Genomic DNA, 25,030 nt, shown 5'->3' with positions numbered 1-25,030 from the left:
GCGTCCTGGGTTCTGTCAGCGGGCGTAGCGCTTGGCAATCAGGTGATCGATCGACAACACCCCCGGCCCACGGGCCATCAGGTAGAGCAATACCGCCGCCCAAGTGCCATGGGTCGGGTAGGCGTCCGGGTAGACGAACAGTTGAATGGTCAAGGTCATCCCCAGCAAGGCCAGCGCTGAAAAGCGTGTCGCCAGACCAAGCAGGATCAGGACCGGGAACACATGCTCGGCGGTAGCTGCCAGGTGCGCAGCCAGTTCTGGCGAGAGCAACGGCAGGGCGTATTCACTTTTGAACAGGGGAATGGTCGAGTCCGCCAGCCGCGGCAGGCCGATCTGGAAGGTGCCGTCGAACAGGTCGATGGCCAGGCCTTCGATTTTGGTCTGGCCGGATTTCCAGAACACTGCGGCAATCGAGAATCGTGCGATGAAGGCGATCAGGCTGTGGGGAATTTTCTCCAGCCATTGAATGGAGCCGGCAATCAGGGTGGTCATTGGGATACCTGTTCAGCTAGGAGGTGAGTGATAGCCTGGTGGCGGATGAGCCCCGCCAGGGTCTGTTCCAGGTCGAGGTCGATCGAGGCTTCAATGGCGGCGGTCAGGGTCAGCCCCTGTTGCAGGGCGGTGATGAACCCATGGGCTGCGTGATTGATCGCGAACACCTGCACGTCGAGGCCGTTGCGCAGCACCAAGGCGTTCTGTGCAGCAAATGCCTCGAACGGCACGGGTGTCTCGTGCTGATGGGCGGCCCAGATCGTCACCACGGCGAAGGGCGATTGCAGCAGCCGCAGTGACGGGTGCAGGCCGATCTTCAGGTGCCTTGTCTGTGTGGGGGACGACAGCGCTTCGACGATCCGTTCTCCGGCCATGGGCTCGGCGTCGGCGGCATGCCAGGCTTGCACGTGCAGTCGCTCCAGCCGGGCGACATCCGCCAGGTACGGTACGCAGGCGGCGGGTTCGAAGCGTTCGACGAACCCGGCAAAATCATCCCCATAGTCGCTCATCATCGGGTTTCGCGGCGGTGCAGACTGGATGTAGACCCCAGCCATGCCTCGGAAAAATTCCTCGCCCACCAGTTGCGCCACCACCGGGTAATTGTCGGCCAGGGCGTTGATCAATGAGCTGAGCACGTTGTTGCGGTAAACCGCGAAGCGGCTCTGCGGGTCGGCGCCGTTGGCGCTGACCAGGCCGGGGGGGCACGCCTTGCGCGGGTCGAGCAGGGCGGCGGCGAATACGCGCTGGCCGCTCATGACCGGGCTCCCACGGCATTTAAAAGTTGATCGGCCTGGCGCGCTTCGGCCAGCAGCACCTCCCATGGCGGGATGTGGTTGTCGCGCTCGATCAAGGTGGCTACCGGCCCGGTCTGCGCCAGAACCCTGAGGTACAGTTGCCAGACTGCGTTGTCGATTGGCGCACCGTGGTCGTCTATCAACAGACGCTCGCCAAGGCTGTCGGTGTCTTCGGCAAAGCCGGCCAGGTGAATTTCACCGGTCGCTTGCAGGGGCAGGGCATCGAGGTAGGCCAGTGGATCGCGGCAGTGGTTGACGCATGAAACGTAGACGTTGTTCACATCCAGCAGCAGGCCGCAGCCAGTGCGACGAATGACTTCGCTAATGAAGTATGGCTCGTCGAGTGTCGAGGCTTCGAACGCCAGGTAGGTGGCCGGGTTTTCCAGCAACAGCGTACGTTTGAGGCTGGACTGCACCTGGTCGACGTGTTCGCAGACACGGTCGAGGGTCGCTTCGTCGTAGGCCAGGGGGAGCAGGTCATTGAGAAACACCGGGCCGTGGCTGGACCAGGCCAGGTGTTCGGAAAAGGACTGGGGCTGATAGCGTTCGATCAATGCGGCCAGGCGCTGCAAATGCACGACATCCAGCGGCCCCTCCCCACCGATCGACAGGCCGACGCCGTGCAGCGACAGCGGGTACTGTTCGCGTACCCGCCCCAGGAAGTGATGAAGCGGCCCGCCGGCCACCATGTAGTTTTCCGCGTGCACTTCGAAAAAGCCCAGGTCCGGTCGGGTCTGGAGCACCTCACGAAAATGCTCGCTCTTGAGCCCCAACCCTGCCCTTGGCGGCAGCCGGCTATCAGTGGCGAGGGATGGGGTGTTCAACATGGTGACGGGCCTCAGGCAGATGCGATCAGGACTTGGCTTTGAACGCTTCGAGCTGGCCGAAACCAGTCGGGGAGGTTTTGCTTTCCATGGTGGTGCAAGTGCCTTTTGGGACCGATTTCCAGGCGTTGCCCTGATAGTCCATTTTGGCTGTACCGGCGCAGGTGGTGCCGGCGCCGGCGGCGCAGTCGTTCTTGCCTTTGAGGGCAACGCCGAAGCATTTTTCCATGGTGTCGTCGGCTGCGTGGACGGTCGAGACGGCTGTCATGCTCAGGGCAGAACCCAGGGCCAGGACCAGGGCGGTGGCGGACAGGGTGCGGGTCGAAGCAGTCATGGTGATTCTCCAGTCATTAGGGAAATGAACCGGCGTTAGCGCCGGTCTGCTGAACTAGAGAGGGGAGGTGGGAAAGCGTTACAGCGTCTGCAGATTTTTTTCGGTTATCCCCAAACCCGTGATGAGGGAGCAAGCTCGCGCTGAGACCTGTAGGCGCTGGCGAAGGCTCGGGCCGCGTTCGGACGATCTTTTGATCTTGATTTTTTGCTTTAGACTCAATTGTCCGGGACAAGATCGCAGCCTCGCTTCGCTCGACAGCTCCTACATTGGGCAAAAAAAAACGGCCCGAAGGCCGTTTTTTTATTGCAGCAGACTCAACCGCCCAGGTACGCCTCGCGCACTTTTGGGTCGGTCAGCAGGGCTTCACCGGTGCCTTGCATCACCACGCGACCGTTCTCCAACACGTAAGCCCGGTCGGCGATTTTCAGCGCCTGGTTGGCGTTCTGTTCCACCAGGAACACCGTCACGCCATCCTTGCGCAGTTGTTCGATGATGTCGAAGATCTGCTGGATGATGATCGGTGCCAGGCCCAGGGAGGGCTCGTCGAGCAGCAGCAGCTTGGGCTTGCTCATCAGCGCACGGCCGATGGCGAGCATTTGCTGTTCACCGCCGGACATGGTGCCGCCGCGCTGGGTAAAGCGTTCTTTCAGGCGTGGGAAAAGGTGCAGGACCTTGTCCATTTGTTCCTGATAGTCGCCCTTGTCGGTGAAGAACCCGCCCATGGCGAGGTTCTCTTCCACGGTCAGCCGGGCAAATACCCGACGACCTTCCGGCACCACCGCGATGCTCTTGCGCATGATCCGTGACGAGTCCTGGCCCACCAGTTCCTCACCCATGTAGCGGATGCTGCCGCTGTGGGCCTGGGGCGAACCGCAGAGCGTCATCAGCAGGGTGGATTTGCCGGCGCCGTTGGCACCGATCAGCGTCACGATTTCGCCCTGGCGGACTTCGACGTTGACGCTGTGCAAGGCCTGGATCTTGCCGTAGAAGGTGGAAACGTTTTCGAATTGCAGCATTTACGCTTCCCCCAGGTAGGCTTTGATCACTTCAGGATTGTCGCGGATCTGTTCCGGCGAACCGTCGGCCAGCGGCGTGCCCTGGTTGATCACGACGATATGGTCGGAAATGCTCATGACCAGCTTCATGTCGTGCTCGATCAGCAGCACGGTGACATCGTGCTCCTCGCGCAGCACGCCGATCAGCGCTTTGAGGTCTTCGGTTTCCTTCGGGTTCAGGCCGGCGGCCGGCTCGTCGAGCATGAGGATCCGCGGACGGGTCATCATGCAGCGGGCGATTTCCAGGCGTCGTTGCTGACCGTAGGCCAGGGTCCCGGCGGTACGGTTGGCGAACTCCTTGAGGTTGACCTTGTCCAGCCAGTACTCGGCGTACTCCATGGCCTCGCGTTCGCTTTTGCGGAACGCCGGGGTCTTGAACAGGCCGGCAAAGAAGTTGGTGTTCAGGTGACGATGCTGGGCGATCAACAGGTTCTCGACCGCCGTCATGTCCTTGAACAGCCGCACGTTCTGGAAGGTACGCACCACACCCTTGCGGGCGATCTGGTGGCCGGGCAGGCCCTGGATCGGCTCGCCGTCCAGCAGGATGGTGCCGCCGGTGGGCTGGTAGAAGCCGGTCAGGCAGTTGAACACGGTGGTCTTGCCCGCGCCGTTGGGCCCAATCAGGGCAACCACCTGTTTTTCTTTTACGGTCAGGGCCACGCCGTTGACCGCCAGCAAGCCGCCGAAGCGCATGCTCAAATTTTCAACCTTGAGGATCTCGCGGCTCATTTGCGCAGCTCCATGTGGGGGCGTTGCATAGGCAGCAGACCTTGAGGACGCCAGATCATCATCAGCACCATCAAGGCGCCGAACATCAACATGCGGTATTCGCTGAATTCACGCATCATTTCCGGCAGCAGGATCATCACGATCGCTGCCAGGATCACACCCAACTGCGAGCCCATCCCGCCCAGCACGACGATGGCGAGGATGATCGCCGACTCGATGAAGGTGAAGGATTCCGGCGTCACCAGGCCTTGGCGTGCGGCGAAGAAACTGCCGGCGAAACCGGCGAACGCAGCACCGAGGGTGAAGGCCGACAGCTTGATGATCGTCGGGTTGAGACCCAGGGCGCGGCAGGCGATTTCGTCTTCACGCAATGCCTCCCAGGCGCGGCCGATCGGCATGCGCAGCAGGCGGTTGATGACGAACAGCGCAGCCAGGGCCAGCAACAGGGCAACCAGGTAAAGGAAGATCACCTTGTTGATCGAGCTGTACTGCAGACCGAAGTACTCATGGAAGGTCTGCAGGCCTTCGGCGGCTTTACGTTCGAAGGTCAGGCCGAAGAACGTCGGTTTCTCGATGTTGCTGATGCCGTTCGGACCGCCGGTGATGTCGGTCAGGTTGCGCAGGAACAGACGGATGATCTCGCCAAAACCCAGGGTCACGATGGCCAGGTAGTCGCCGCGCAAGCGCAGGACCGGGAAGCCCAGCAGGAAACCGAAGGTGGCGGCCATCATCCCGGCGATCGGCAGGCAGATCCAGAAGCTCAGGCCGTAGTAATGCGACAGCAGCGCGTAGCTGTAGGCCCCGACGGCATAAAAGCCGACGTAGCCCAGGTCCAACAGACCGGCCAGGCCTACCACGATGTTCAGGCCCAGGCCGAGCATCACGTAGATCAGGATCAGCGTGGCGATGTCCACCGCACCGCGCGAACCGAAGAACGGCCAGACCAGCGCCACGACGATCAGGGACAGCACGATCCAGCGCTGGGTGGTCGGCAGGGTCAGGAAGTTGCTGGCCTTGGCCGGGATCACCGGCAGGCCGGGCGAGGACTTCCACGCGGCGCTGATCTGCGTGCTGAACAACACCCGCAAAAACATCAGTACGGAACACACGGCGATGGTCGCCAGGATGGCCGGGCTGGTGCCGTGCACTTCCAGGTTGATGCCGACGATGGTCAGTTTAAGACCCAGTACCGGGTAGGCCACGGCCCAGACCAGCAGGGCGCTGAAAAGCGCCGATTTGAGATGCCTAGTCATACTTTCTCAACCTCCGGACGGCCCAGGATGCCGGTCGGCCGGAATAACAGAACCAGAACCAACAAGCCGAATGCCACGACGTCCTTGTACTGGTCGCCGAAGATGTCGGCGCCAAAGGCTTCAGCCACGCCCAGCACCAACCCGCCGAGCATTGCGCCGGGAATGCTGCCGATGCCGCCCAGGACCGCGGCGGTGAAGGCTTTCAGCCCGACGAGGAAGCCGGCGTTGGGGTTGATCACACCGTATTGCATGCTCAACAGCACCGCAGCGACGGCCGCCAGGGCCGCACCGATGACGAAGGTCAGGGCGATGATGTTGTTGGTGTTGATGCCCAGCAGGTTGGCCATCTTGATGTCCTCGGCGCAGGCGCGGCAGGCGCGGCCGAGGCGGGAACGGGAGATGAACAGCGTCAGGCCGAGCATGGCGACCAGGGTCACCACGAACACCACGATTTGCATGTAGGAAATCAGCACTTCATGTGCCCCACCTGGCCCGAAGGCAATATTGCCGGGGATCAGGTTGGGAATGGATTTGTCCTTGGAGTCTTGCGAGAGCAGTACCGTGTTCTGCAGGAAGATCGACATGCCGATGGCGGAAATCAGCGGGATCAGACGGTTGCTGCCGCGCAGGGGGCGGTAGGCGATCCGTTCGATGCTGTAGCCATAGGAGCTGGTGACGACGATGCTCGCGATGAAAGCCGCGGTCATCAACAGCGGGACACTGTCGAGTCCCATCATGCTCAGCCCGGCGATGGCGATGAACGCCACGTAGGAGCCGATCATGTACACCTCGCCGTGGGCGAAGTTGATCATTCCAATGATGCCGTAAACCATCGTATAGCCGATGGCGATCAGGGCATACGTGCTGCCAACGGTCAGGCCGTTAACCAGCTGCTGGAAGAAGTGATAGATGTCAGGCATTACAGCGCTCCTAAAAACCTGATACGCATTTCACTGGTGGAGTCATTTTCCCGCCCGGGTCCCGTGGATCTGCATCCACTTCGAACACGAGGTTTGCCAGCGAACCGCTGATGACGGTTTTGAGATTTTCAGGTGGGGAGGCTGGCGGATCACGCCAGCGCGGCCCAATACATTTAAAACAAAGCCCACGGCACGCCGTGGGCTTTATTGGCAGTCAGTCAGGCCAGGCCTTACTGAGGCGAAGCTTCGGTTTTAGGTTTGCCGAAATGCCACTCGTAGACCACGAACTTGAAGTCCTTCAGGTCGCCTTTTTCGTCGAAGCTCAGGTCGCCGGTTGGGGTCTTGAAGGTGCCTTTGTGGATGGCTTCAGCCACTTTGGTCGTGTCTTCGCTCTTGGCGGCTTCGATACCACCGGCAATCACCTGGACAGCGGAGTAGGACGGGAACACGAACGGACCGCTCGGGTCTTCTTTCTTGGCCTTGAATGCATCGGCCAGGGCGATGTTGGCAGGGTCCTGGTCGAAGGATTTCGGCAGGGTCACCAGCAGGCCTTCGGAAGCTTCCTTGGCGATTTGCGAGATGGAGTCGTTACCCACGCCTTCCGGACCCATGAACTTGGCCTTCAGGCCTTTTTCCTGGGATTGACGCAGGATCAGGCCCAGCTCCGGGTGGTAGCCGCCGTAGTAGACGAAGTCGACGTTGGCTTGCTTGAGCTTGGCGATCATCGAGGAGAAGTCTTTGTCGCCAGCGTTCACGCCTTCGAAGACGGCCACTTTCACGCCTTTCTTCTCGAGGGTCGTTTTCACGGCGCTGGCGATGCCTTCACCGTACTGCTGCTTGTCGTGCAGGACCGCAACGATTTTCGGCTTGACGTAGTCGGCGATGTAGTTGCCGGCCGCCGGGCCCTGGGCGCTGTCCAGGCCGATGGTGCGGAAGATCATCTTGTAGCCGCGAGTGGTGATGTCCGGGCTGGTAGCCGCCGGGGTGATCATGATCACGCCTTCGTCTTCGTAGATGTCCGAAGCCGGCTGGGTGGAGCTGGAGCACAGGTGGCCGACCACGAACTTGACGCCGTCGTTGACGACCTTGTTCGCGACCGCGACTGCTTGTTTTGGATCACAGGCATCATCGTATTCAACGGCTTCGAGTTTCTTGCCATCGACGCCGCCCTTGGCGTTGATTTGTTCAATGGCCATTTTCGCGCCGCTGAACTGCATGTCGCCGTATTGGGCTACAGGGCCGGTTTTTGGGCCGGCGATGCCGATCTTGATGGTGTCGGCGGCAAACGAATGGCTGGCAACCCCGGCCAGAACCATAGCGGCAAACAGTTTGGAAATCTGCTTAGTAGCCTTAGTCATAGTGCTCCACTCATGCTGTTGTAGTTTTTATAGTCCTGGCGCCGTAGCAGCAGAACCGGGTCAGATATCTTGGATATCCTCGCGGAAAATGCCCCCGGCAACTGTACCGGTACAGTGTAGAGCGCCGATTGTTGGCAAGGGAAGCTGGCGCTTGGGGGCAAAACCTGAGGGTGTCGCTTAATTGAAAGAAAAAGACAGAATGGCGGCGGTGGTTGTCCGGTCATGTCGGCAATCCTTGGCTTTCCTGCGCTTTTCAATCGGTACTGCAATTTGCTACCGGGTTTTTCTGCCAGACCACCGACGTTATCATTCGCGCCGATTTCTTTTCCGGACAGGTCCCATGAATCAAGAACCTAGCACCCTCTATGCCAAGCTGCTTGGTGAAACCGCATCCATCACCTGGAAAGAGCTGGAGCCGTTCTTTGCCAAGGGTGCCCTATTGTGGGTCGATCCGGCACTGGATTTGATCGCCGCCGCCGAGGCCGTCGCCCAGGACGAAGGTACCAAAGTCGCCGCCTGGCTGGCCGCCGAGCAGCTCGCCAAGCTGTCTGAAACGCGGGCGCTGGATTTTCTGGAACGCGATCCGCAGCTTTGGGCAGTGGTGGTTTCGCCCTGGATTATGATCCAGGAAAGGGCGTCGAACTGATCGGTGCACCAAGTTGGTTCGTGTTTGGGTGGGCAAGAAAGTGTGTAGGTGAGTAGCGTGATGGCGTCCTGCCGTGGCGAAACGCCACATGAAAGGGTGACGTATACGTAACGGGAACAGTTTATTGGGCAGCCTTTGGGCTGCTCAATTGTTTCTGGATGTTGTCTCGGTGGTGTATTCAAGGCCGCCTTCGCGAGCAAGCCCGCTCCCACATGGAACCGCGTTTCTTCAGAACGAATGCGGTCCACTGTGGGCGCGGGCTTGCTCGCAAAAGGGGCGACGCGGTGTTGCGCCTGCATCAATAAGTCTTGCCCGTATGGTTATTCAGCGAAATAACCTTGGTCTTGCCAATGCGATGACGGTAGATCTCGCGCAGGTACTTGATGGATTTTTTCACGCAGTCGCGGGACAGGCGGATGTCGTTGATCGAGACGAACTTGTCCTTGTCGTTGATCAGCTCGCGGTACTTCTTCTCGTACATCGGCTTGATCGCGTACCAGTTGGTGTCGAGGATCTTCGCCGGGTTTTCGAATTCGTTAAGCAGGTCGTCGATGCGTGCTTCGTCGAAGTCTTCATTGATGATGAAGTCCAGGATCGAGTTGTCCAGGGTGTCGTCGAAGCGGTACGGGGTGCGGGCGAAGCAGCGTTTGATGAAGGCCACGATCAGGGTCAGGAAGTCGTCCGACAGGCACGGGCTCTTGGCGATCAGGGTGGTCAGCGACAGGTTGGCCGACGCGCCGATCACCAACGCGTACCGCTTGAGGGTGGTGTTGGGGAACAGGCTGTTGAGGTGGGTCTTGAGCCGGTTCAGGTCCATGTAGGACAGCTTGTAGTCCTTGGGCAAGGAGACGATGGACACCACCGACGAGCAGTTCTTGAAGAAGTGCAGGTCATGCAGGGCCGCGGCGTCGTAGCCGGAGTTCTTGTATTGCTCAAGTGACGCCCGGTAGCGCTTGGATTCGATCGGCAGCAGGCTGATGCCTTCGATGGCCTGGGTGACTTTGTTGAAGTGCGGCAGGTCGATGGAGCGGAAAAACAGGTCATCGATGTTCAGGCGCGGCGGCTCTTTCTCGAACACCTTGAACTTGTCGCCGCTGGGTGCCGGGGTTTCCGGGACGACGGACTCGGCGTAGGCAATCGCCACCGGGCCGGCCAGGCTCATGAACAGGTCGTTGGCGTCCAGGCGAATGGTTTCGCCAATGTCGATGCCGGCACGGCGGAAGTAGTTCTGGTCGTAGTCGGTGGTGACCGCCTGGGCCGTCAGGATGTTGAAGATCTGTTGGGAGATGTACTGGTTGGCGTGCTTCTCCATGGCATTGACATCGATGTTCTGGATGTTGCCGTCATCGCTTTCTTCGGCGTAGCGCATGATGTCGTTGGAGATCAGCATCATCGCGTTCCAGGGGCGGATACGGCCCATCACGCTGGCTTCGCTGCTGTCTTCGTTGGCGAAGTTGTACGAGAAATCCCATTCTTCCGACAGGTACTTGCACAACAGGCGTCCGGCGTTGATGTGCAACGCCTCGGACATTTCGCTGCGGTGGTCGGAAATGTTCGGCAGCACGCAGATACCGCTGGTGAAAATCGGCTCGAAGACGAAGGAATGACCGCTCTTGCTGTCGTGTTCGTCCATCGGCTTGGTGTCGAACGTCTTGTTCATGTACGAGTATTGCTGGGCCAGGCCGAATTCCGAGGCCATGCCCGAACCAGTACCACCGCCGGCGCTGAAGATCGAGAAGTACAGGCGCGACTGGTTGGCCTTGATGCCGCAGCTGTCGATCAGGTACGAGTGGATCATTTTCCAGTCGGGGCTGGAGAAGCGCTGGGTGTCCTTGTTCAGGATGATCTTGGCCAGGTACTGGCCCAGGATCGGCGCGTTACCGGCGCCCCCGGCATGGACTTCCGAGAGGTCCATGATTTTCATCTTGCTGTAGTCGCGCAAAAAGCCGCTTTTCTCGCCCTTGCGCGAGAAACGGATGCGCCCGGCGATGTCCTTGTCCAAGTCACCCAGCATCACCAGCGGTTCCACCAGGAACACCGGTTTGCTGGCCTTGCTGGTGCCCAGGCGCAGGTTGTTGCGGATCCACTGCGCGGGGCTGTAGCCCTTGTCGCTGTAGGCCTTGTCTTCGGCGTTGAATTCGTTGAGGTAGAACTTGCGGGCGTTGTACACCAGCTCTGCCACGTCCAGGGCGATGTTGGAGCCGCAGCGCCCGAGGCCGATCAGGCACACCGACGGGAATTCCTGCTGGGCGCGGTCGCTCTCGTCTTCCACCAGATGGGGCGGTCGCGGGAACACCGCGTCGCGCAGGCCATCGAGGTTGTCGAGGATCCGGTCGGTGTTGGTTTCGGTGAAATACAGATACTGCTGAGTCGAAAGGGGACGCGAGCTGCTCGATGGTTTCGAGGCTTCAGGGCCATTGGCGGCCGGGCTCAGGGTCAGATCGGATACCGCAGTGGCTGTTTTTTTGGAAGTCATTGTGCGCCATATGCCTGAACTGGTTGGTTCGACGAGCGCTGTCATCGAACCATCGCGGATGGGAGCTCGCGTCCTGGGATGGCGCGAAGGTCGGCCCGAGCGTCCAGGGCTACAGCCTGGGCGCCGCTCGAGAGATTCTTTCCTGATAGGTTGAATCGGCCACCGGGAGACGATCTTTAATCACGAATGGGCGAAATGATGGCAATTGTTACAGGGAGTTGACCGTTATCAAGAAACGCGCTGCTCGCCATGGTCGGGTATCAGCCTTGCGAATGATTGGAGACAGCGCCCGTGCCGCTGTCTAGATTGCATATCCAGGCCACGGATCGTTGGCCCATAACAATAAAAGAGACGGACCCATGCAGAACTCGACCCAAGCGGCGAATGCCTGGCGCATTCTGTTCCTGTTGTTCCTGGCCAATCTGTTCAACTTCTTCGACCGCACCATCCCGGCGATCATCATCGAGCCGATCCGTATGGAGTGGAGCCTCAGCGACTTCCAGATCGGCATCATCGGCACCGCCTTCACCATCGTCTACGCCATTGCCGGCTTGCCATTGGGACGCATGGCCGATACCGGTTCGCGCAGCAAGTTGATGGGCTGGGGCCTGGCGACCTGGAGCGCGCTGACGGCGGTCAACGGCCTGGTGGGCAGTTTCTGGGCGTTCCTGGTGGTGCGCATGGGCATCGGGATAGGCGAAGCCAGCTACGCGCCGGCAGCCAACTCGCTGATCGGCGATCTGTTCCCGGCTCATCGCCGGGCGCGGGCGATGGGTATCTTCATGCTAGGCCTGCCGATCGGCCTGTTGCTGGCGTTCTTCACCATCGGGGCGATGGTCAAGGCCTTCGACAGCTGGCGCGCGCCATTCTTTATCGCGGCGGTGCCAGGCTTGGTGCTGGCGTTGTTCATGTTCTTCATCAAGGAGCCCAAGCGCGGGGCGGCGGAAACCGTGCAGGTGTCCCAGGAAAAGGTCGACCGGCCGATTCGTCGGGTGTTGGCGATTCCTACCTTCCTGTGGCTGGTGCTGGCCGGGTTGTGCTTCAACTTCGCGACCTATGCTTGCAACTCCTTCCTGGTGCCGATGCTGCAACGCTACTTCCTGATGCCGTTGCACGAGGCGGCGGTTGCCACCGGGATCATGGTGGGCGTGACCGGGTTGTTCGGCTTGACCCTCGGCGGCTGGATCGCCGACAAGATTCATCAGCGCGTGCCCAGTGGCCGCTTGCTGTTCGCCGCGTTCAGCCTGGTGATCTCGACGCTCACCACCGCCTGGGCATTGCATGCCGGGCGGATTGAAATCGGCGTGTTCGTCGCGGTGTTCAGTGTCGGCTGGTTGTTCGCCTATACCTTTTATACCTGCGTGTACACGGCGATCCAGGACGTGGTCGAGCCGCGCTTGCGGGCCACGGCGATGGCGCTGTTCTTCGCCGGCCTGTACTTGCTCGGCGGTGGCCTGGGGCCGGTGGTGGTGGGCGGCTTGTCCGACTACTTCGCCCGCACGGCCATGGCGGCCGCGGGTGTCGAGCAAATGAGCGAAGCGTTCAAGGCCATCGGCTTGCACGACGCCATGTACCTGATCCCGGTCGCGTTGTTCCTGACCATGGTGTTCCTGTTCCTGGCGTCACGTTGCTTCGTGCGCGACGCCAAGCGGATGAAGGATGGGATGAGCGCCGTGGTGGTGCCCGAAGGTGTCGTGGCGACGGCCTGACAACGCCATATTCAAGTCCGTGACGAGCGAGCTTTTGTGGCGAGGGGATTTATCCCCGCTGGGCTGCGCAGCAGCCCTAAAGCTGACGCCACGGTGTGTCAGATTAAATGGAGTGCTTTTATGAGGGGCTGCTGCGCAGCCCAGCGGGGATAAATCCCCTCGCCACAAGGGCTAGGCATAAGATCTACCGAGCCTTCTCATCCCGCCCACGCAGCAAGCGATTGGGCATCGCCAGCGCCGCGGCCAACCCCAGCAGCGACACCGCCGCGCTGATCAACAGCAAATGCCGGAATGTCGCCTGCAATTCCTGGCGCAAGGCATTCTGCGTCTCGCCCGGGGCGGCGTTCAGGCCGTCCAGCAAGACGCTGCCGGAGTGCCCTTCACCGATCAGCGATGGGCTGGCGAGTCGGGCGAAGCTTGAATCCTGCAGCAAGGCCAGCAGCAACGCTGACATCAGTGCCACGCCCACCGCGCCGCCGAGGGAGCGGAACAGGTTGGTGGTGCTGGTGGCGACGCCGATGTCCTGTTGGTGTACGGAGTTTTGCGATCCCACAAGCGAGGTGGGGAACTGCATGCCGGAGGCGATGCCGCTGAGCAGCATGAACAGGCTGCTGAGCCAGAACTCGGCGGGTGGAGTGAAGGCCATGCCGAGGATGGCGAACGGGAAGAGCAGGGCACCGCTCAGGATCATCGGCTTGTAGCGCCCCGTGACTGAAGTCCGGCGCCCGGCGAAATACGCGCCGATCGGCAACCCCATCGCCAGCGGCAACAAATGCAACGCCGCGCTATCGGCGCCCGCGCCGGTCACGCTCTGGAAGCGCAACGGTACCAGCACCGTCAGGGAAATCGCCTGGAAGCTGGTGAAGAACACCGTGCACCAACACAGCACCGCGTCGCGGTTGGCGAACAGGTGCATCGGTAGCAATGGCTCCCGCGCCCGGCGCTCGTGCCAGGCGAACATCCCCAGCGCTGCTCCTGCGCAACCCAGCAATCCCAGCACTTCACGGCTGTGCCAGGCATGGCCCTGGCCGATCTGGGTGATCCCCAGCAGCAGCGTCGTCAGGCCGATGATCAGCAACACGGTGCCCAGGTAATCGATGATCGGCGTGCGTTGCGGCACCGGCAGCCCGACCAGGCTGCGTCGGGCCACCCACAAGGCCGCCAGGCCCAGCGGCAGGTTGATCCAGAACACCCAGCGCCATGACAGGTACTCGGTCATGTAGCCGCCGAGCACCGGCCCGGCCACGCTGGCCACCGCGTACATGCTGCTGAAATAACCCTGGTAGCGACCGCGTTCACGGGGCGCGATGATGTCGCCGATGATCGCCTGGCTCACCGAAATCATCCCGCCGGCGCCGATGCCCTGGAGAATCCGCGCCAGCACCAGTTGCTCCATGTTTTGTGCCAGGCCACAAAACAGCGAGGCCAGGGTGAACAGGCCCATGCCGAACAGCATCAGCGGCCGGCGACCGTAGAGGTCACCGAGCTTGCCGTAGATCGGCACCGCTACGGTCATGGCGACCATGTAGCCGGAAATCACCCAGGCCAGCAGGCTGACGTCGGCAAATTGTGCGGAGATGGCCGGCATCGAGACGGCGACGATGGTCTGGTCCAGCGCACCCAGGAAAATCGCCAGCATCAGGGCCACCAGCACGCTGCGGATGGCCGGTTTTGGGGCTTGGAGCGTGTTGAACTGAGTCACGACAGAACCTGCGGGCATTACGCCGGAGAGGCAAAATGAGACGAAGCCCGCAGTTTAAGTCGATAGGCCGCTATTCGATAGCCTCGTAAGGAAGTCCGACGTAATTTTCCGCGATGGTCTTGCGACCGGCCTCGGAGTCGACGAAATATTCCAGCTCGGCTTCGCTGATGCGCTGGTTGAAGGCATCGTCGTCGAAGCGGTGCAGCATCGAGGTCATCCACCAGGAGAAGCGCTCGGCTTTCCAGACGCGCCGCAGGCAGATGGCCGAATACTTTTCCAGCAAATCCACACGGCCGTCGCGATAGACCTTGAGCAGGATGTTGAACAGCGTGCTGACATCGCTGGCCGCCAGGTTAAGACCCTTGGCGCCAGTGGGCGGGACGATGTGGGCGGCATCGCCCACCAGGAACATCCGCCCGTACTGCATCGGCTCGACCACGAAGCTGCGCAGCGGGGCGATGCTTTTTTCGATGGACGGGCCGGTCACCAGGGCTTCGGCCAGGTCGGCGGGCAGGCGGTTTTTCAGTTCATCCCAGAAACGCTCGTCTGGCCAGTCCGCCACTTGTTCCTCGGCGGGCACTTGCAGGTAATAACGGGTGCGGGTCTTGGAGCGCATGCTGCACAAGGCAAAACCGCGCGCGTGGCGAGCGTAGACCAGTTCTTCGTGAACCGGCGGGGTGTCGGCGAGCACGCCGAGCCAGCCAAACGGGTAGACCCGTTCGAAGACCTTGAGTGTTTCCGCAGGAATGGACTGTCGCGCCACGCCATGGAAACCGTCGCAACCGGCAATGTAGTCGCAGTCCAGGCGCCAGGTTTCCCCCTGGTGCTCGAAGGTCACGAAGGGCTGCTCGGTTTGCATGTCGTGGGGTTGGGCATTGCTGGCCAGGTACAGCGTCCGGGCGCCGGCGGCTTGGCGGGCGGCCATCAGGTCCCGGGTCACTTCGGTCTGGCCGTAGACCATGACGTTTTTACCACCGGTCAGGCCCTTGAGGTCGATGTGCACCCGCCGATCATTGAGCACCAGCTCAAAGCCGTCATGGGGCAGGCCTTCGGCGTCCATGCGCTGGCCAACCCCGGCCTGGCGCAGCAGTTCGACCATGCCTTGCTCCAGCACTCCGGCGCGGATGCGGCTCAGGACGTATTCCGGGGTCTGGCGTTCGAGGATGACAGTGTCGATCCCGGCGTTGTGCAGCAACTGGCCGAGCAGCAGGCCAGAGGGGCCAGCACCGATAATGGCGACTTGGGTCTTGAGGGTTTTCATTGTTCTTATGACTCGCACGAAGCACGCGACCAGGGTCGGTGTTGATTATTAGAAATCGAGTGCCTACATTTTTCGCTTGCGGACCTGTCAGTTGAAGGGGAAAACTGAGCCGATACCTGTTCTTTTTGCCAATTGGTGCGATTATCGCCCGCAACCCCTGGCCCGGATCCACGTTATGAAAAAACCTGACCTGCCTTCGATTCCGGTGTTCAAGCTCTACGGCGAGAGCCAGGAATGGCCAACACCGGACCTGTTGCACTGCGAGACCATTTCCAAGCGCAGCCGCGAGCATCAGTGGGAAATCAAACCCCACCGGCATGCCGATCTGTGCCAGTTGCTGTTTGTGTTCAAGGGCCAGGCGGAATTGGAAATCGAAGGCCGGCGCACGCTACTCACCGAGCCGGCCGTGCAGATCCTGCCGCCGCTGTCGGTCCATGGCTTTCGTTTTTCCGAGGATGTGGAAGGTTACGTGGTGACTCTGGCGGCGCCGCTGGTTACGCACCTGCAAGCGCAACTGGGGCATTCGGTCAACGTCCTGGCCCAGGCCGAAAGCTACCCCGCCCTTGAGAATGCCGAGTACCTCAATAGCCTGTTCAGCGCGTTGCAGAATGAGTACGTGGGGCATCAACCAGCCCGGGAAATGCTGATGCATGCGCTGGTCAGCGTGATCATGGTCTGGGTCAGCCGCCAGGTGATGCAGCGCCATACCCAGGCCCAGCGCCCGCAACGGGCCCGGGAATACCTCAACGGCTTCATTCAGTTGGTGGAAGAAACCTATCGCGAGCACGTCAAGGTCGAGGACCTGGCCCACCGCCTGGGCATTTCCGTGTCGCACCTCAACGGCACCTGTCGGGAACTGGCCGGGCAACCGGCGTTGCAGATCATGCATGAGCGCCAGTTGCTGGAAGCCAAGCGCCTGCTGACCTACACCGGCATGACCATCTACGAGATTTCCGAAATGCTCGGGTTTTCCGACCCGACCAACTTCACCCGGCTGTTCCGCCGGCGTGTCGGCATTTCACCCAAGGCGTTCCGGGACCGGCTCAAGACCGATCAGCAGGACGACTGACCACGCCTCAGCGCAGGGCGTTCAGGGTTGCGCTGTGGGGGATGCACCGTTCGAAGTTGCAACTGGCGTATTCACGGGGCAGTTGCCTGGCCTGCTCGACCCGATAGGCCGCAGTGCCATACAACGCAAGCGTGGCGGTGCAGGTGACGAAAATGGCGAGGCGTCTTCTTGTTTTGATGTTCATGGCGGTGACCTCTGAACGAATACCCGGGGGTACTCCTTTCAGAATAGGTCAGCTGTAGCGAGTTGCCAGCCAGGCAGACTTTGTGTGTAACCCGATATTCAGAACACTGATATTCCCTTGTTGGGGTGAGCAGAGCTGTGGGAGCAAGGCTTGCCCGCGATGCAAACACCTCGGTGTAGCTGATAGACCGAGGCGATGCCATCGCGGGCAAGCCTTGCTCCCACAGACCTTGCTCCCACAGGTCTGCTCCCACAAACAGGGGTTGGGGCTTTCGGGGGGTTATGCCAGGTGTTCCGGCTTCATCGGGTCCCCCGGCTTGACGTCCAGTTGCTTGCGCACGTCTTCGAACATTTCATCGTAGTACTTGTGCATCGAGCCGATGCTGGCGGTCTTGGGCAAGCCATATTTCTGGGCGATGCGCGTGGCATGGCGGGCGAAGTCGAAGGCCTGGTCCTTGGCCAGGAAGAACGTCTCGTCCAGGGGCTTTTCTTCGACGGTGCCATGCACCCGGAACGACATGCCAGTGCCTTCCTTGCCGTCCTGGTCGACCTTGTAGTCGATGCACAGGTTGTAGCTGAAATCTTCCTTGTTCAGCGCGTGGCGCTCCATGTGCAGGTGCCCGGGTTCGAATTTGGCCATAAGCAACTCTCCTTTGACGGCATGGGGAGTAGGGCAGACCCTGGATCCGCCCCGCAAGTTTCCTGTTATCGATAAGCGATGCCAGGTGTCGCCGTGCTGATGCGGGTGCCGGCGATGCCCTGGACGATGGCCTCGATGTCCGAGAGTGAACCGATCACCGCGACCTTGCCAGTGTTGCGCGCGAACTCGCAGGCCGCCTGGACCTTCGGCCCCATGGAACCGGCGACGAAGCCGAGCTTTTCCATTTCGTCGGGGTGGGCCTGGGCGATGGCTTTCTGGGTCGGCTTGCCGAAGTCGATGAACGTGGCGTTGACGTCGGTGGCGATCACCAGCAGGTCGCTTTCCAGCTGTTCGGCCAGCAACGCCGAGCACAGGTCCTTGTCGATCACCGCTTCCACGCCTTGCAGCTTGCCGTTGGCGTCGTACATCGTCGGGATGCCGCCACCGCCGGCACAGATCACGATGCTGCCTTTTTCCAGCAGCCATTTGATCGGGCGGATTTCAAAGATGCGCTTGGGCCTGGGGCTTGCGACCACGCGGCGGAACCACAATGGACGGCCGTCACCACCGTGCCCGATGCGCGCCCAGTTCCGCCGCCGGCAAGGTCCATTGCAGCGGCGTCCCGGTGATTTTCAAGGGTACATGCAGGCGATGGGCCGGTCCCCACGGCGTCTGTTCGACCACCAGTCCCTGATCATCCTCAGCCTCGGCTCGCAATGGGCTCGGGTCCCCGGCGCCACGTTCGATCAATAGCTTCGCCGTACGTGCCAGTGACAAGCGTGCCGAGCCGCCGTGACCGCTTGCCAGGCGTCGGGACAACAACACCAGGGCGCTGGCCGCCAGCAGGTAGCCGGTGCCGTGATCCAGCGCTTGCACCGGCAGCGGTGTCGGTTTGTCGGTGCGTTTGCAGCCCATGCCGGCTTCGGCAATGCCGCTGCTCATCTGCACCAGGCTGTCGAAGCCGCGCCGGTTCTGCCACGGGCCGCTCCAGCCGTAGGCATTGAGGCTGACGTCGATCAGGCCCGGGGCCATCTGCCGGCGCTGCTCGGCGCCGTAGCCCAGGTGTTCCAGGGCGTCGGCACGGTAGCCGTGCAGGAGGATGTCGGTGTCCTGGAGCAGCGCCTCGAACGCGGCGCGATCTTCGGCCCGATGCAGGTCGAGGCGGGCGCAGCGTTTGCCCAGGGTGACTTCCGGCACCACGCCGGGTTCGTTCCAGGTGGGTGGGTCGATACGCAGCACGTCGGCCCCCAGGCCGGCGAGAAAGCGGCTGGCGACCGGGCCGGCCAGTACGCGGGTCAGGTCCAGCACCTTGAGGCCCGCCAATGGCTGGGTCACGGAGCCTAGCCAGGGTTTGCGCTGCTCTGCAGTCGTTTGACTCAGGTGCACCAGCGGCTCGGCATTCACCGCCAGGCCTTGGGGGTGGGCCTGCCACGCTTGCCACGAGCGCATCTCGGCGGCGCAACCGCCTGCGTCGACCACGGCCTGCTCCAGCTCGGCCTTGTTCCATCGGGCCACCCTGGCCGCCATGTCGGCGCGGTCGGTGCAGGTGCCGAGGACTTTTTCCGCCGCCAGGCGATGATGCGGTGCGTTGGTGTGCAGGCGAATCCAGCCGTCGGCGCTGGCGTAGTCGCCGGCCACCGGGTCCCACATCGGCGGCACGCTCCAGCCGATAGGGCGCAGGGAGGTGGAGAACCAGAACGACGCCAGGCGTCGGTCGACCTCGACAGGCGGCAGGCGACCGGTTTGTTGCTGGATGAGTTCGGCGATCGCCTGGCCGGCCACGGCGATGCTGGCGCAGGCCAACTCCGTGACGGCGAAGGCCGAGGGCAGGGCACCGTCGCCGGTGAAGGTGATCGGGGTCGTGGGCAAGCCGAGCGCGGTTTGCATGGACGTGAGCAGATCTGACATCGAAAGCCCTCCAGTACGAGAAGGCGATCATAGATCAAAAATCCGTTGGGGGTCGCTACGCGTCCCCGCGGGAGCAAGCGCTGCGCACCTGTTCCGGGCGCGACCAGATCCACAGGTTGCCCAGGCCCATGCCGGCGATCGCAAGGTAAACCGGCCAGCCGTGGTCGAGCAGCACCAGCATCAAGCCTGCACAGAGCAGCATGCTGGTGGTGGCACCGACCTTGGCCCGGCGCGGGATGACCTTGCCGTTGCGCCAGTTGTGCAGCATGGGCCCGAACAGCCGATGGTTCTCCAGCCAGGCGCTCAGGCGCGGCGAACTGCGGGTCGCGGCCCAGGCGGCCAACAGGATGAACTCGGTCGTCGGCAAGCCGGGCACGACGATGGCGACCAGGCCGATGCCCAGGCTGGTGTAGGCGAGCAGGGCGAAGAGCAGTTGGGTGGGTTTTGAGGGGCGGTTCATCAGCGTTTTTCAGTCATGCACCATCCCTGTGGGATGGCGGTGATTTTCAGGCCAACTCGGCCGCATAGGCCTGTTCCAGCAGCACCGTAAAGCGGTTGAAGGCGTCCAGTGCGCCTTGGTCTGCCTCGGCTTCCTGTTGTTCGGTGAAGGCCAGGCCGTCGAGGGTGCGGGTGAAGGTTTTCCAGCCTTCGGCGCGCCCGCCGGCAGGTTCTGCCAGGTGCCGGGCGCCGAAGGTTTCGCTCAGTCCCAAGCCCACGGCACGCTTGATCAAGAACGCGGCGCCGAGCTTGGAGCCCTCGGAGACGAACAGCCAGCCCAAGGCCTCAGCCTGGGTCGGGTTTTTCACCGCACCGGCCACTGGCGCGGGTACTTCGGTGTCCAGGTCGGCCAGGTCCGCCTTGGCCGCTTCTGCCCGGCACCGGGCCGGCAGGTCGGGGATCAGGTTGGACAGTTCGGCGTCGTTGTACAGCGCCACCAGTTCCGACTGGAACAGATACTGGGCGACGACGAAACGGGCAAAGCTGGCCGGGGTTTCGAACGGGGCGTGGGCCTTGACCAGCGCGTCGAGCTTGCTATGGGGCTCGTGGGTGATCTGGTTCAGGCGTTGGGAGCGTGAAGCGGGGCGTTGTGTGGTCATATGAATTCCTTCGAATGCAAGCATTGTGGCGAGGGGCTGTGGGAGCAAAGCTTGCTCGCGAAACAGGCGCCTCGATCTCTGAAAGACCGCATCGCCTTCATCGCGGGCAAGCCTTGCTCCCACATGACTCTCCTCGCCACGGGTATTTGTTTTGCCAGGGCAACCGAGTCAGATATCCCAGATCAGGTTCACCGCGAAGTTACGCCCTGGCGCCGTCAGGCGATCGAGGTTGGCGGGGTTCAGCACCGCCGCTTCGCCGACGCTGTCGTAGCCGCGCACGTCGTCCCACAGCCAGTACTTCTTGTCGGTGAGGTTGTAGAGGCCGCCACTGACGGTGACGTCGTCGGTCACCTTGTAGAAACCGCTCAGGTCGAGGATGCCGAAGCCCGGCGTCTTGAACTGGCTGTTCACGCCATCGGGCGAGTTGAAGTTGCTGTCGTCGACGCGGTCCTTTTTCTTGACCAAGGTCCAACTGAGCAAAGTGCCGTAGCGGTCCTGGTCGTAGCCCAGGCCAAACACGCCGGTCAGCGGATTGATGCTGTTGAGCGGCTCGCCCGTGTCGTTGTTGCGACCATAGAGGTAGGCCACCGAGCCTTGGGTGTAGAGGCCCTTTGGCGCGCCAAACACCTCCAGCTCCAGGCGTCCCCTGGCCTCGGCGCCCTTGATGGTGGCGTGCTTGATGTTGTTGCTCTGGAAGGTCAACTGATCGGCGCCAGGGGTGATGGCATCCTCGTTGATGAAGTCGCGGTACTTGTTGTAGAACACCGCCACGTCGAACGAGCCGGAATCGAAACGGCCACGCAGGCCAGTCTCGTAGCTCTTGCTTTTTTCCGGTTCCAGGTCGGGGTTGGGTTCCACGCTGTAGCCGGCATCGGGGTTGTCGAAACGACCGTACAGGGCCTTGGCGGTCGGGGTGCGGAAGCCTTCGGCGTACTGGCCGTACCAGGTGTATTCATCGCTCAGGGCATAGGTCACGCCGAACTTGGGCGAGACGCGATGCCAGGTCTTGTTCTTGTCGTTGACTGCACCGCCGCCGGTAGGGTCCACGGCGTTGAGGAATTGCTCGGTCAGATGCGGTTTGAGCCGGGTGTAGTCGTAGCGCAGGCCCGGCGTGAAGGTCCAGCGGTCCCAACCGATCTGGTCCTGGGCGAACAGGCTGTAGGTGTTGATGGTCGGGTCAGGGAAATCACTGACCTTTGCCAGCACGTCCCGGGTGCTGATGGCGCCCACGGCGGAGCAACCGACGCCAACCGCCAGGCACACGCCATTGCCGCTGCGCGAGCCAGTGACTTTCTGCTGCTTGAGGGTGGTGCCGTAAGTCAGCGCGTGATCGGTGTCGGCGACGCTGAAGGCCTTGTCCAGTTGCGCGTCGAAGACCCACTGTTTCTCTTCGTAGAGGGTCTCCCGGGTGCGCAGGACCTGGCGGGTGATGGGGAAGTAGAATTCGGCGGTGCTCTGGTCGGTCTTGGCGACCTGGTGATTCAGGCTCCACTTCATGTGATCGGCCAGCAGGCTGTCCAGGGCGAAGCTGTGCTCCAGGCCGAAACGCTCGCGGGTGATGGTGTCGTTGCCAGTGCGCCACTGGTACATGCCGCCGGGCAGCACAGAGGCGGGAATGGCCGGCTGGCCGTCGGCGTAGGGACCGCCGTAGGCGCTTTTCAGGTCGCTGTCGCGGTCGTCCTTGTATTTTTCGTAGACCAGGCCAAGGCGTCCGTCATCGCTGTAGTTCCAGCCGAGCTTGGCCAGCACGTTGTTGGCGCGCACATCTGCGGGGTTGGCGGAGGTGCGGTCCAGGCCGGTGCCGTTGTGGCTGCCGTAGGATTCGGTTTCGTGACCGTCGCGCTGGCTGTAGTGCAACAGGCCGTCGAACGGCCCGCTGCGGCCGGCGACCGTGGCGGACTTGAGCCAGCTCTCGTCGGCGGAGCTGTAGCCGGTCTTCAGGCGGGCGCCAACGTCCTGGCCCGGCTTGATGATGTCGTCCGGATCGAGGGTGAAGTAGCTGACGGCACCGCCTATGGCATTGCTGCCGTACAGCACCGAGGCCGGGCCGCGAAGGATTTCCACGCGCTTGATGATTTCCGGGTCGACGTAGTTGCGCTGGGTCTTGGCGTAGGGGCCGTTGAAGAAGCCGCCGGGGATCTCTACGCCGTCGACCTGGGTCAGGATCCGGTTACCGTCGATACCACGGATGTTGTAGCCGCTGATACCGCCGCGCTGGCCCGCGCCACCCACCGATACGCCCGGCTCATAGCGCACCAGGTCCTTGAGGGTATTGATGTTGTTGCGGTCCAGTTCCTGGCGGTCGTGGACGGTGACCGTGCTTGGCACGCTGGTGATGTCCTGTTCCTGGCGGGTGGCGCTGATGGTCACCTGTTGCAACTCCAGCGCGCTGCCGGCACTGCGTTTTTCCAGGATGATGCTGTTGTCGCCCAGCTTGCGGTAGCTCAGGTTGGTCCCCACCAACAGGCGCGCCAGGGCCTTTTCGGGTGACAGCGAGCCGTTCACCCCTGGCGATGCGACACCTTCGGCCAGTTCCGCCGGCATCCCGACTTGCCAGCCGGTGACCGCAGTGAATGCATTCAGGGCCGAGACCAGGGGCTGTCGGGCAATGGCAAAGGTGTAGTCGCCCATGTTGCGTGCAGGAGGGGGCACGGTGGTGGCGGCCAGGGCGAGCGGCGCGGTGCCGGCCATCAAGAGGGCGGCGGTGAGCAGTGACAGCGTGCAGGAGGGGGCAAGAAACCGGCAAGTAAGGCGAGAGGACATCGATAGCGCTCCGTGTCGCATCTGTTATAGGTGCAGATTCACATCGATGGATGCGAATCAATTGCATTGGCTATAACGAGACGAATCAGCAGAGCCTATCGAGTAAAAATAATTCTCATTTAGTTCAAGATCACCAGCGCCGGGAACTCCTGGAGCTGCGCCGAGGTGATGTGGGCCAGCGAACGGACCACGTCCAGCGGCTGGTCGAGGCGGTAATTGCCGGTCACGGCAACGTTGGCCAATTGTTCGTTACCGTTGATGATCCAACCGGGGTAGTAGCGTTGCAGCTCGGCCAGTACCTGGCTCAGTGGGCGGTTTTCGAACACCAGCCGACCCTGGACCCAGGCCAGGTCGGTGTTGGCATCGAGCCGGGCCGGGCGGTCGAAGCCGTTGGGGCCGATGCGGATGCTTTCGCCGGCTGACAGCCGCACATGGGTGTCGTTGCGAGTGGCCCGCAGATCCACGTCACCGCGCTGCACCTGGACCTGGGCCACGCCGTCGAGGTAACGCACGGCGAACGTGGTGTCGCTGACGCTGGCCGTGACCGGGCCGGCGTCGATTTCCAGCGGCAGGTTGCGGTTGCCCGGGATTTCGAAAAACGCCTCGCCCTTGTACAGGCGGGCCACATGTCGCTGTTCGTTGAACGTGCTGGAGAAGGCCGAATCGGTGTTGAGCAGGACCTTGGAGCCGTCCTCCAACTGCAGGCGCTGGCGCTCACCGACCACGGTCAGGTGATCGGCCTGCAAGCGCAGGGGCAGGTCGCTGAAGTTGAACAGGCCGAGCAACAGCACGGCAGCGGTGGCCAGGGGTTTCCAATGGGCACGCAGGCGCGACAGCGCGGTGACCTTGGGCGTGGCTTCAAGTCGGCGGGCGCTTTCCATCACCTGCGGGCCGTTCCAGATCGCCTGGGCCCGGGCGAACGCCTCGCCGTGGCGTGGGTCGGCCGCCAGCCAGGCGTGGAACTGCCGTGTCTGTTCCTCGCTGGGGTTGTCCAGCAGGATCAGCCAGTCCAGCGCTTGCTCCATCGCATGGGCGGTTTCCGGCGTCGCAGTGGGCTCGGCAGAGCGGTGATTGTCCGTCACAGTGGGTTCCCGGTATTTAGCGGCACGGGCTCAAGCTACAAGCTGTACGCAGCAAGTGGCAAGCGTGTACGCAGCTTTTGGCCTGAGGCGTGGGGCGAGTCACTGCTCGCCGTGGCTACGTTCAGCCACACCCACACAGATCGCCATGATCAGTTTCAGTTCCTTCTGCACAGTGCTCAGCGACACGTCCAGGCGTTCGGCGATTTGCTGGTAACTATGGCCATGCAGGCGGCTGAGGATGAAGATCTGCTGCTGTCGCCAGCTCAGGGCCTGGAGGCTGACGTTCAGGCGCTCGAGCAGTTGTTGGGCATGGGCGGCGTCCTCGGCACTGCTTTGGGGGTCGACGACGTTTTGGACGACCTCCGACGGTATGTCATCCAGCAAGGTCCGCGACTGAATACGCCGGGCACGCAGATGGTCCCGCGCCAGGTTGCGGGCGGTCTGGAAGACAAAGGGTTCGAGGTGCTCGACCGTGCGTTCGCCCAGCGCGCGGGTGACGCGCAGGTAGGTTTCTTGAAGCAGGTCTTCGGCGGTACTGGGGTTGCTGACCATGCGCTCGAGGGTGCGCAGCAGCGGCGTGCGCTGGGCGAGGAAGACGTGATGAAAGCGCGATTGACTCACGGTAGGGCCCGATCCGGTTCGAGTAGATGATAATGCTTATCATCTACTCTTTTGGTCAAGCGCTGATTCTCGTAGGCGCTGCCGCAGGCTGCGATCTTTTGATCTTGATGTTTC

23 protein-coding genes and 1 pseudogene are annotated in these 25,030 nt (G+C 61.9%); 3 read left to right on the top strand and 21 right to left on the bottom strand.

The window, feature by feature from the left end; translation table 11 throughout:
• Positions 1-15: 15 nt before the first annotated feature.
• From AC09SL_RS20080 to AC09SL_RS20040, 9 genes are all read right to left on the bottom strand, one after another.
• Positions 16-492, bottom strand: a complete 477-nt coding sequence (locus tag AC09SL_RS20080; protein WP_058544232.1) for a DoxX family protein — start codon at positions 490-492, stop codon at positions 16-18.
• Complete coding sequence (locus AC09SL_RS20075; RefSeq protein ID WP_058544231.1) at positions 489-1,247, bottom strand: HvfC/BufC N-terminal domain-containing protein; 759 nt, start codon at positions 1,245-1,247, stop codon at positions 489-491. Before AC09SL_RS20075 ends, AC09SL_RS20080 begins: the two co-directional genes overlap by 4 nt.
• Complete coding sequence (gene bufB, locus AC09SL_RS20070) at positions 1,244-2,113, bottom strand: MNIO family bufferin maturase (RefSeq protein WP_058544230.1); 870 nt, start codon at positions 2,111-2,113, stop codon at positions 1,244-1,246. Before bufB ends, AC09SL_RS20075 begins: the two co-directional genes overlap by 4 nt.
• A gap of 25 nt (positions 2,114-2,138) precedes the next feature.
• A complete protein-coding gene (locus AC09SL_RS20065; RefSeq protein ID WP_058544229.1) occupies positions 2,139-2,444 on the bottom strand; it encodes a BufA1 family periplasmic bufferin-type metallophore in 306 nt (101 codons plus the stop codon).
• Between the two features lie 314 nt (positions 2,445-2,758).
• Positions 2,759-3,460 carry an ABC transporter ATP-binding protein gene (locus AC09SL_RS20060; protein WP_003198474.1) on the bottom strand — a complete coding sequence of 234 codons (702 nt, stop codon included), beginning with the start codon at positions 3,458-3,460 and terminating at the stop codon, positions 2,759-2,761.
• Complete coding sequence (livG, locus tag AC09SL_RS20055) at positions 3,461-4,228, bottom strand: high-affinity branched-chain amino acid ABC transporter ATP-binding protein LivG (protein ID WP_058544228.1); 768 nt, start codon at positions 4,226-4,228, stop codon at positions 3,461-3,463.
• Positions 4,225-5,481 (bottom strand): high-affinity branched-chain amino acid ABC transporter permease LivM, encoded by a 1,257-nt coding sequence (locus AC09SL_RS20050; RefSeq protein ID WP_058544227.1) that lies wholly within the window; start codon positions 5,479-5,481, stop codon positions 4,225-4,227. Before AC09SL_RS20050 ends, livG begins: the two co-directional genes overlap by 4 nt.
• Entirely contained in the window at positions 5,478-6,401 is a 924-nt protein-coding gene (gene livH / locus AC09SL_RS20045) for a high-affinity branched-chain amino acid ABC transporter permease LivH (RefSeq protein WP_058544226.1), read from the bottom strand. The genes AC09SL_RS20050 and livH overlap by 4 nt, the downstream gene beginning before the upstream one ends.
• Positions 6,402-6,631: 230 nt before the next feature.
• Positions 6,632-7,759, bottom strand: coding sequence for a branched-chain amino acid ABC transporter substrate-binding protein (locus tag AC09SL_RS20040; RefSeq protein ID WP_058544225.1), 1,128 nt, complete (start codon positions 7,757-7,759; stop codon positions 6,632-6,634).
• A gap of 340 nt (positions 7,760-8,099) precedes the next feature.
• On the opposite strand from AC09SL_RS20040, the gene AC09SL_RS20035 reads away from it, so the two are divergent.
• Positions 8,100-8,405, top strand: a complete 306-nt coding sequence (locus AC09SL_RS20035; RefSeq protein WP_046065429.1) for a DUF2288 domain-containing protein — start codon at positions 8,100-8,102, stop codon at positions 8,403-8,405.
• 298 nt (positions 8,406-8,703) lie between these two features.
• On the opposite strand, the gene AC09SL_RS20030 is transcribed toward AC09SL_RS20035, so the two are convergent.
• Entirely contained in the window at positions 8,704-10,881 is a 2,178-nt protein-coding gene (locus tag AC09SL_RS20030) for a hypothetical protein (protein WP_058544224.1), read from the bottom strand.
• Between the two features lie 359 nt (positions 10,882-11,240).
• Between AC09SL_RS20030 and AC09SL_RS20025 the strand changes: the two genes are divergently transcribed.
• Entirely contained in the window at positions 11,241-12,590 is a 1,350-nt protein-coding gene (locus tag AC09SL_RS20025; protein WP_058544223.1) for a spinster family MFS transporter, read from the top strand.
• A 184-nt stretch (positions 12,591-12,774) separates the two neighbouring features.
• Here AC09SL_RS20025 and AC09SL_RS20020 read toward each other — a convergent pair whose 3' ends face one another.
• Together AC09SL_RS20020 and pobA are read right to left on the bottom strand one after the other, a co-directional pair.
• A complete protein-coding gene (locus AC09SL_RS20020) occupies positions 12,775-14,310 on the bottom strand; it encodes an MDR family MFS transporter (protein ID WP_155742105.1) in 1,536 nt (511 codons plus the stop codon).
• A 52-nt stretch (positions 14,311-14,362) separates the two neighbouring features.
• On the bottom strand, positions 14,363-15,553 hold the full coding sequence (gene pobA, locus AC09SL_RS20015) for a 4-hydroxybenzoate 3-monooxygenase (protein ID WP_058543972.1): 1,191 nt from the start codon (positions 15,551-15,553) through the stop codon (positions 14,363-14,365).
• Between the two features lie 175 nt (positions 15,554-15,728).
• Between pobA and AC09SL_RS20010 the strand changes: the two genes are divergently transcribed.
• Positions 15,729-16,622, top strand: a complete 894-nt coding sequence (locus AC09SL_RS20010) for a helix-turn-helix domain-containing protein (protein ID WP_003198494.1) — start codon at positions 15,729-15,731, stop codon at positions 16,620-16,622.
• 7 nt (positions 16,623-16,629) lie between these two features.
• Here AC09SL_RS20010 and AC09SL_RS20005 read toward each other — a convergent pair whose 3' ends face one another.
• The 9 genes and pseudogenes from AC09SL_RS20005 to AC09SL_RS19965 form a co-directional block, all read right to left on the bottom strand.
• Complete coding sequence (locus AC09SL_RS20005; RefSeq protein WP_165826046.1) at positions 16,630-16,806, bottom strand: hypothetical protein; 177 nt, start codon at positions 16,804-16,806, stop codon at positions 16,630-16,632.
• A gap of 279 nt (positions 16,807-17,085) precedes the next feature.
• Entirely contained in the window at positions 17,086-17,445 is a 360-nt protein-coding gene (locus tag AC09SL_RS20000; protein WP_058543973.1) for a DUF5064 family protein, read from the bottom strand.
• Between the two features lie 65 nt (positions 17,446-17,510).
• Positions 17,511-18,023, bottom strand: a pseudogene (locus tag AC09SL_RS19995) (amino acid kinase family protein); the annotation flags it as partial.
• Positions 18,007-19,353, bottom strand: coding sequence for a CoA transferase (locus tag AC09SL_RS19990; protein WP_058543974.1), 1,347 nt, complete (start codon positions 19,351-19,353; stop codon positions 18,007-18,009). The gene AC09SL_RS19990 and the pseudogene AC09SL_RS19995, both read right to left, overlap by 17 nt.
• A gap of 55 nt (positions 19,354-19,408) precedes the next feature.
• Complete coding sequence (locus AC09SL_RS19985; protein WP_058543975.1) at positions 19,409-19,813, bottom strand: YbaN family protein; 405 nt, start codon at positions 19,811-19,813, stop codon at positions 19,409-19,411.
• A 46-nt stretch (positions 19,814-19,859) separates the two neighbouring features.
• Complete coding sequence (locus tag AC09SL_RS19980) at positions 19,860-20,450, bottom strand: biliverdin-producing heme oxygenase (protein WP_058543976.1); 591 nt, start codon at positions 20,448-20,450, stop codon at positions 19,860-19,862.
• A 168-nt stretch (positions 20,451-20,618) separates the two neighbouring features.
• The gene (locus AC09SL_RS19975) at positions 20,619-23,213 is read right to left on the bottom strand and encodes a TonB-dependent receptor (protein ID WP_058543977.1); all 2,595 of its coding nucleotides are present in this window, start codon (positions 23,211-23,213) and stop codon (positions 20,619-20,621) included.
• A 119-nt stretch (positions 23,214-23,332) separates the two neighbouring features.
• Positions 23,333-24,295 (bottom strand): FecR family protein, encoded by a 963-nt coding sequence (locus tag AC09SL_RS19970; protein WP_058543978.1) that lies wholly within the window; start codon positions 24,293-24,295, stop codon positions 23,333-23,335.
• A 99-nt stretch (positions 24,296-24,394) separates the two neighbouring features.
• The gene (locus AC09SL_RS19965) at positions 24,395-24,916 is read right to left on the bottom strand and encodes an RNA polymerase sigma factor (protein WP_058543979.1); all 522 of its coding nucleotides are present in this window, start codon (positions 24,914-24,916) and stop codon (positions 24,395-24,397) included.
• Positions 24,917-25,030 lie beyond the last annotated feature (114 nt).

Source organism: Pseudomonas sp. PF05 (genome assembly GCF_056521845.1).
Note: the sequence above shows the minus strand (reverse complement) of the source record. Positions and strands in the feature narration are given on the sequence as shown.

What these genes read in the sequence shown, in the direction of transcription:
- AC09SL_RS20025 (WP_058544223.1), top strand. Translation starts at nt 11,241, where the DNA reads ATGCAGAACTCGACCCAAGCGGCGAATGCCTGGCGCATTCTGTTCCTG.
- AC09SL_RS20030 (WP_058544224.1), bottom strand. Translation starts at nt 10,881, where the DNA reads ATGACTTCCAAAAAAACAGCCACTGCGGTATCCGATCTGACCCTGAGC.
- AC09SL_RS20000 (WP_058543973.1), bottom strand. Translation starts at nt 17,445, where the DNA reads ATGGCCAAATTCGAACCCGGGCACCTGCACATGGAGCGCCACGCGCTG.
- AC09SL_RS20020 (WP_155742105.1), bottom strand. Translation starts at nt 14,310, where the DNA reads ATGCCCGCAGGTTCTGTCGTGACTCAGTTCAACACGCTCCAAGCCCCA.
- AC09SL_RS20060 (WP_003198474.1), bottom strand. Translation starts at nt 3,460, where the DNA reads ATGCTGCAATTCGAAAACGTTTCCACCTTCTACGGCAAGATCCAGGCC.
- livG (WP_058544228.1), bottom strand. Translation starts at nt 4,228, where the DNA reads ATGAGCCGCGAGATCCTCAAGGTTGAAAATTTGAGCATGCGCTTCGGC.
- AC09SL_RS19975 (WP_058543977.1), bottom strand. Translation starts at nt 23,213, where the DNA reads ATGTCCTCTCGCCTTACTTGCCGGTTTCTTGCCCCCTCCTGCACGCTG.
- AC09SL_RS19985 (WP_058543975.1), bottom strand. Translation starts at nt 19,813, where the DNA reads ATGAACCGCCCCTCAAAACCCACCCAACTGCTCTTCGCCCTGCTCGCC.
- AC09SL_RS20005 (WP_165826046.1), bottom strand. Translation starts at nt 16,806, where the DNA reads ATGAACATCAAAACAAGAAGACGCCTCGCCATTTTCGTCACCTGCACC.
- pobA (WP_058543972.1), bottom strand. Translation starts at nt 15,553, where the DNA reads ATGAAAACCCTCAAGACCCAAGTCGCCATTATCGGTGCTGGCCCCTCT.
- AC09SL_RS20040 (WP_058544225.1), bottom strand. Translation starts at nt 7,759, where the DNA reads ATGACTAAGGCTACTAAGCAGATTTCCAAACTGTTTGCCGCTATGGTT.
- AC09SL_RS20075 (WP_058544231.1), bottom strand. Translation starts at nt 1,247, where the DNA reads ATGAGCGGCCAGCGCGTATTCGCCGCCGCCCTGCTCGACCCGCGCAAG.
- AC09SL_RS19980 (WP_058543976.1), bottom strand. Translation starts at nt 20,450, where the DNA reads ATGACCACACAACGCCCCGCTTCACGCTCCCAACGCCTGAACCAGATC.
- AC09SL_RS20080 (WP_058544232.1), bottom strand. Translation starts at nt 492, where the DNA reads ATGACCACCCTGATTGCCGGCTCCATTCAATGGCTGGAGAAAATTCCC.
- livH (WP_058544226.1), bottom strand. Translation starts at nt 6,401, where the DNA reads ATGCCTGACATCTATCACTTCTTCCAGCAGCTGGTTAACGGCCTGACC.
- AC09SL_RS20065 (WP_058544229.1), bottom strand. Translation starts at nt 2,444, where the DNA reads ATGACTGCTTCGACCCGCACCCTGTCCGCCACCGCCCTGGTCCTGGCC.
- AC09SL_RS20035 (WP_046065429.1), top strand. Translation starts at nt 8,100, where the DNA reads ATGAATCAAGAACCTAGCACCCTCTATGCCAAGCTGCTTGGTGAAACC.
- AC09SL_RS20010 (WP_003198494.1), top strand. Translation starts at nt 15,729, where the DNA reads ATGAAAAAACCTGACCTGCCTTCGATTCCGGTGTTCAAGCTCTACGGC.
- bufB (WP_058544230.1), bottom strand. Translation starts at nt 2,113, where the DNA reads ATGTTGAACACCCCATCCCTCGCCACTGATAGCCGGCTGCCGCCAAGG.
- AC09SL_RS20050 (WP_058544227.1), bottom strand. Translation starts at nt 5,481, where the DNA reads ATGACTAGGCATCTCAAATCGGCGCTTTTCAGCGCCCTGCTGGTCTGG.
- AC09SL_RS19990 (WP_058543974.1), bottom strand. Translation starts at nt 19,353, where the DNA reads ATGTCAGATCTGCTCACGTCCATGCAAACCGCGCTCGGCTTGCCCACG.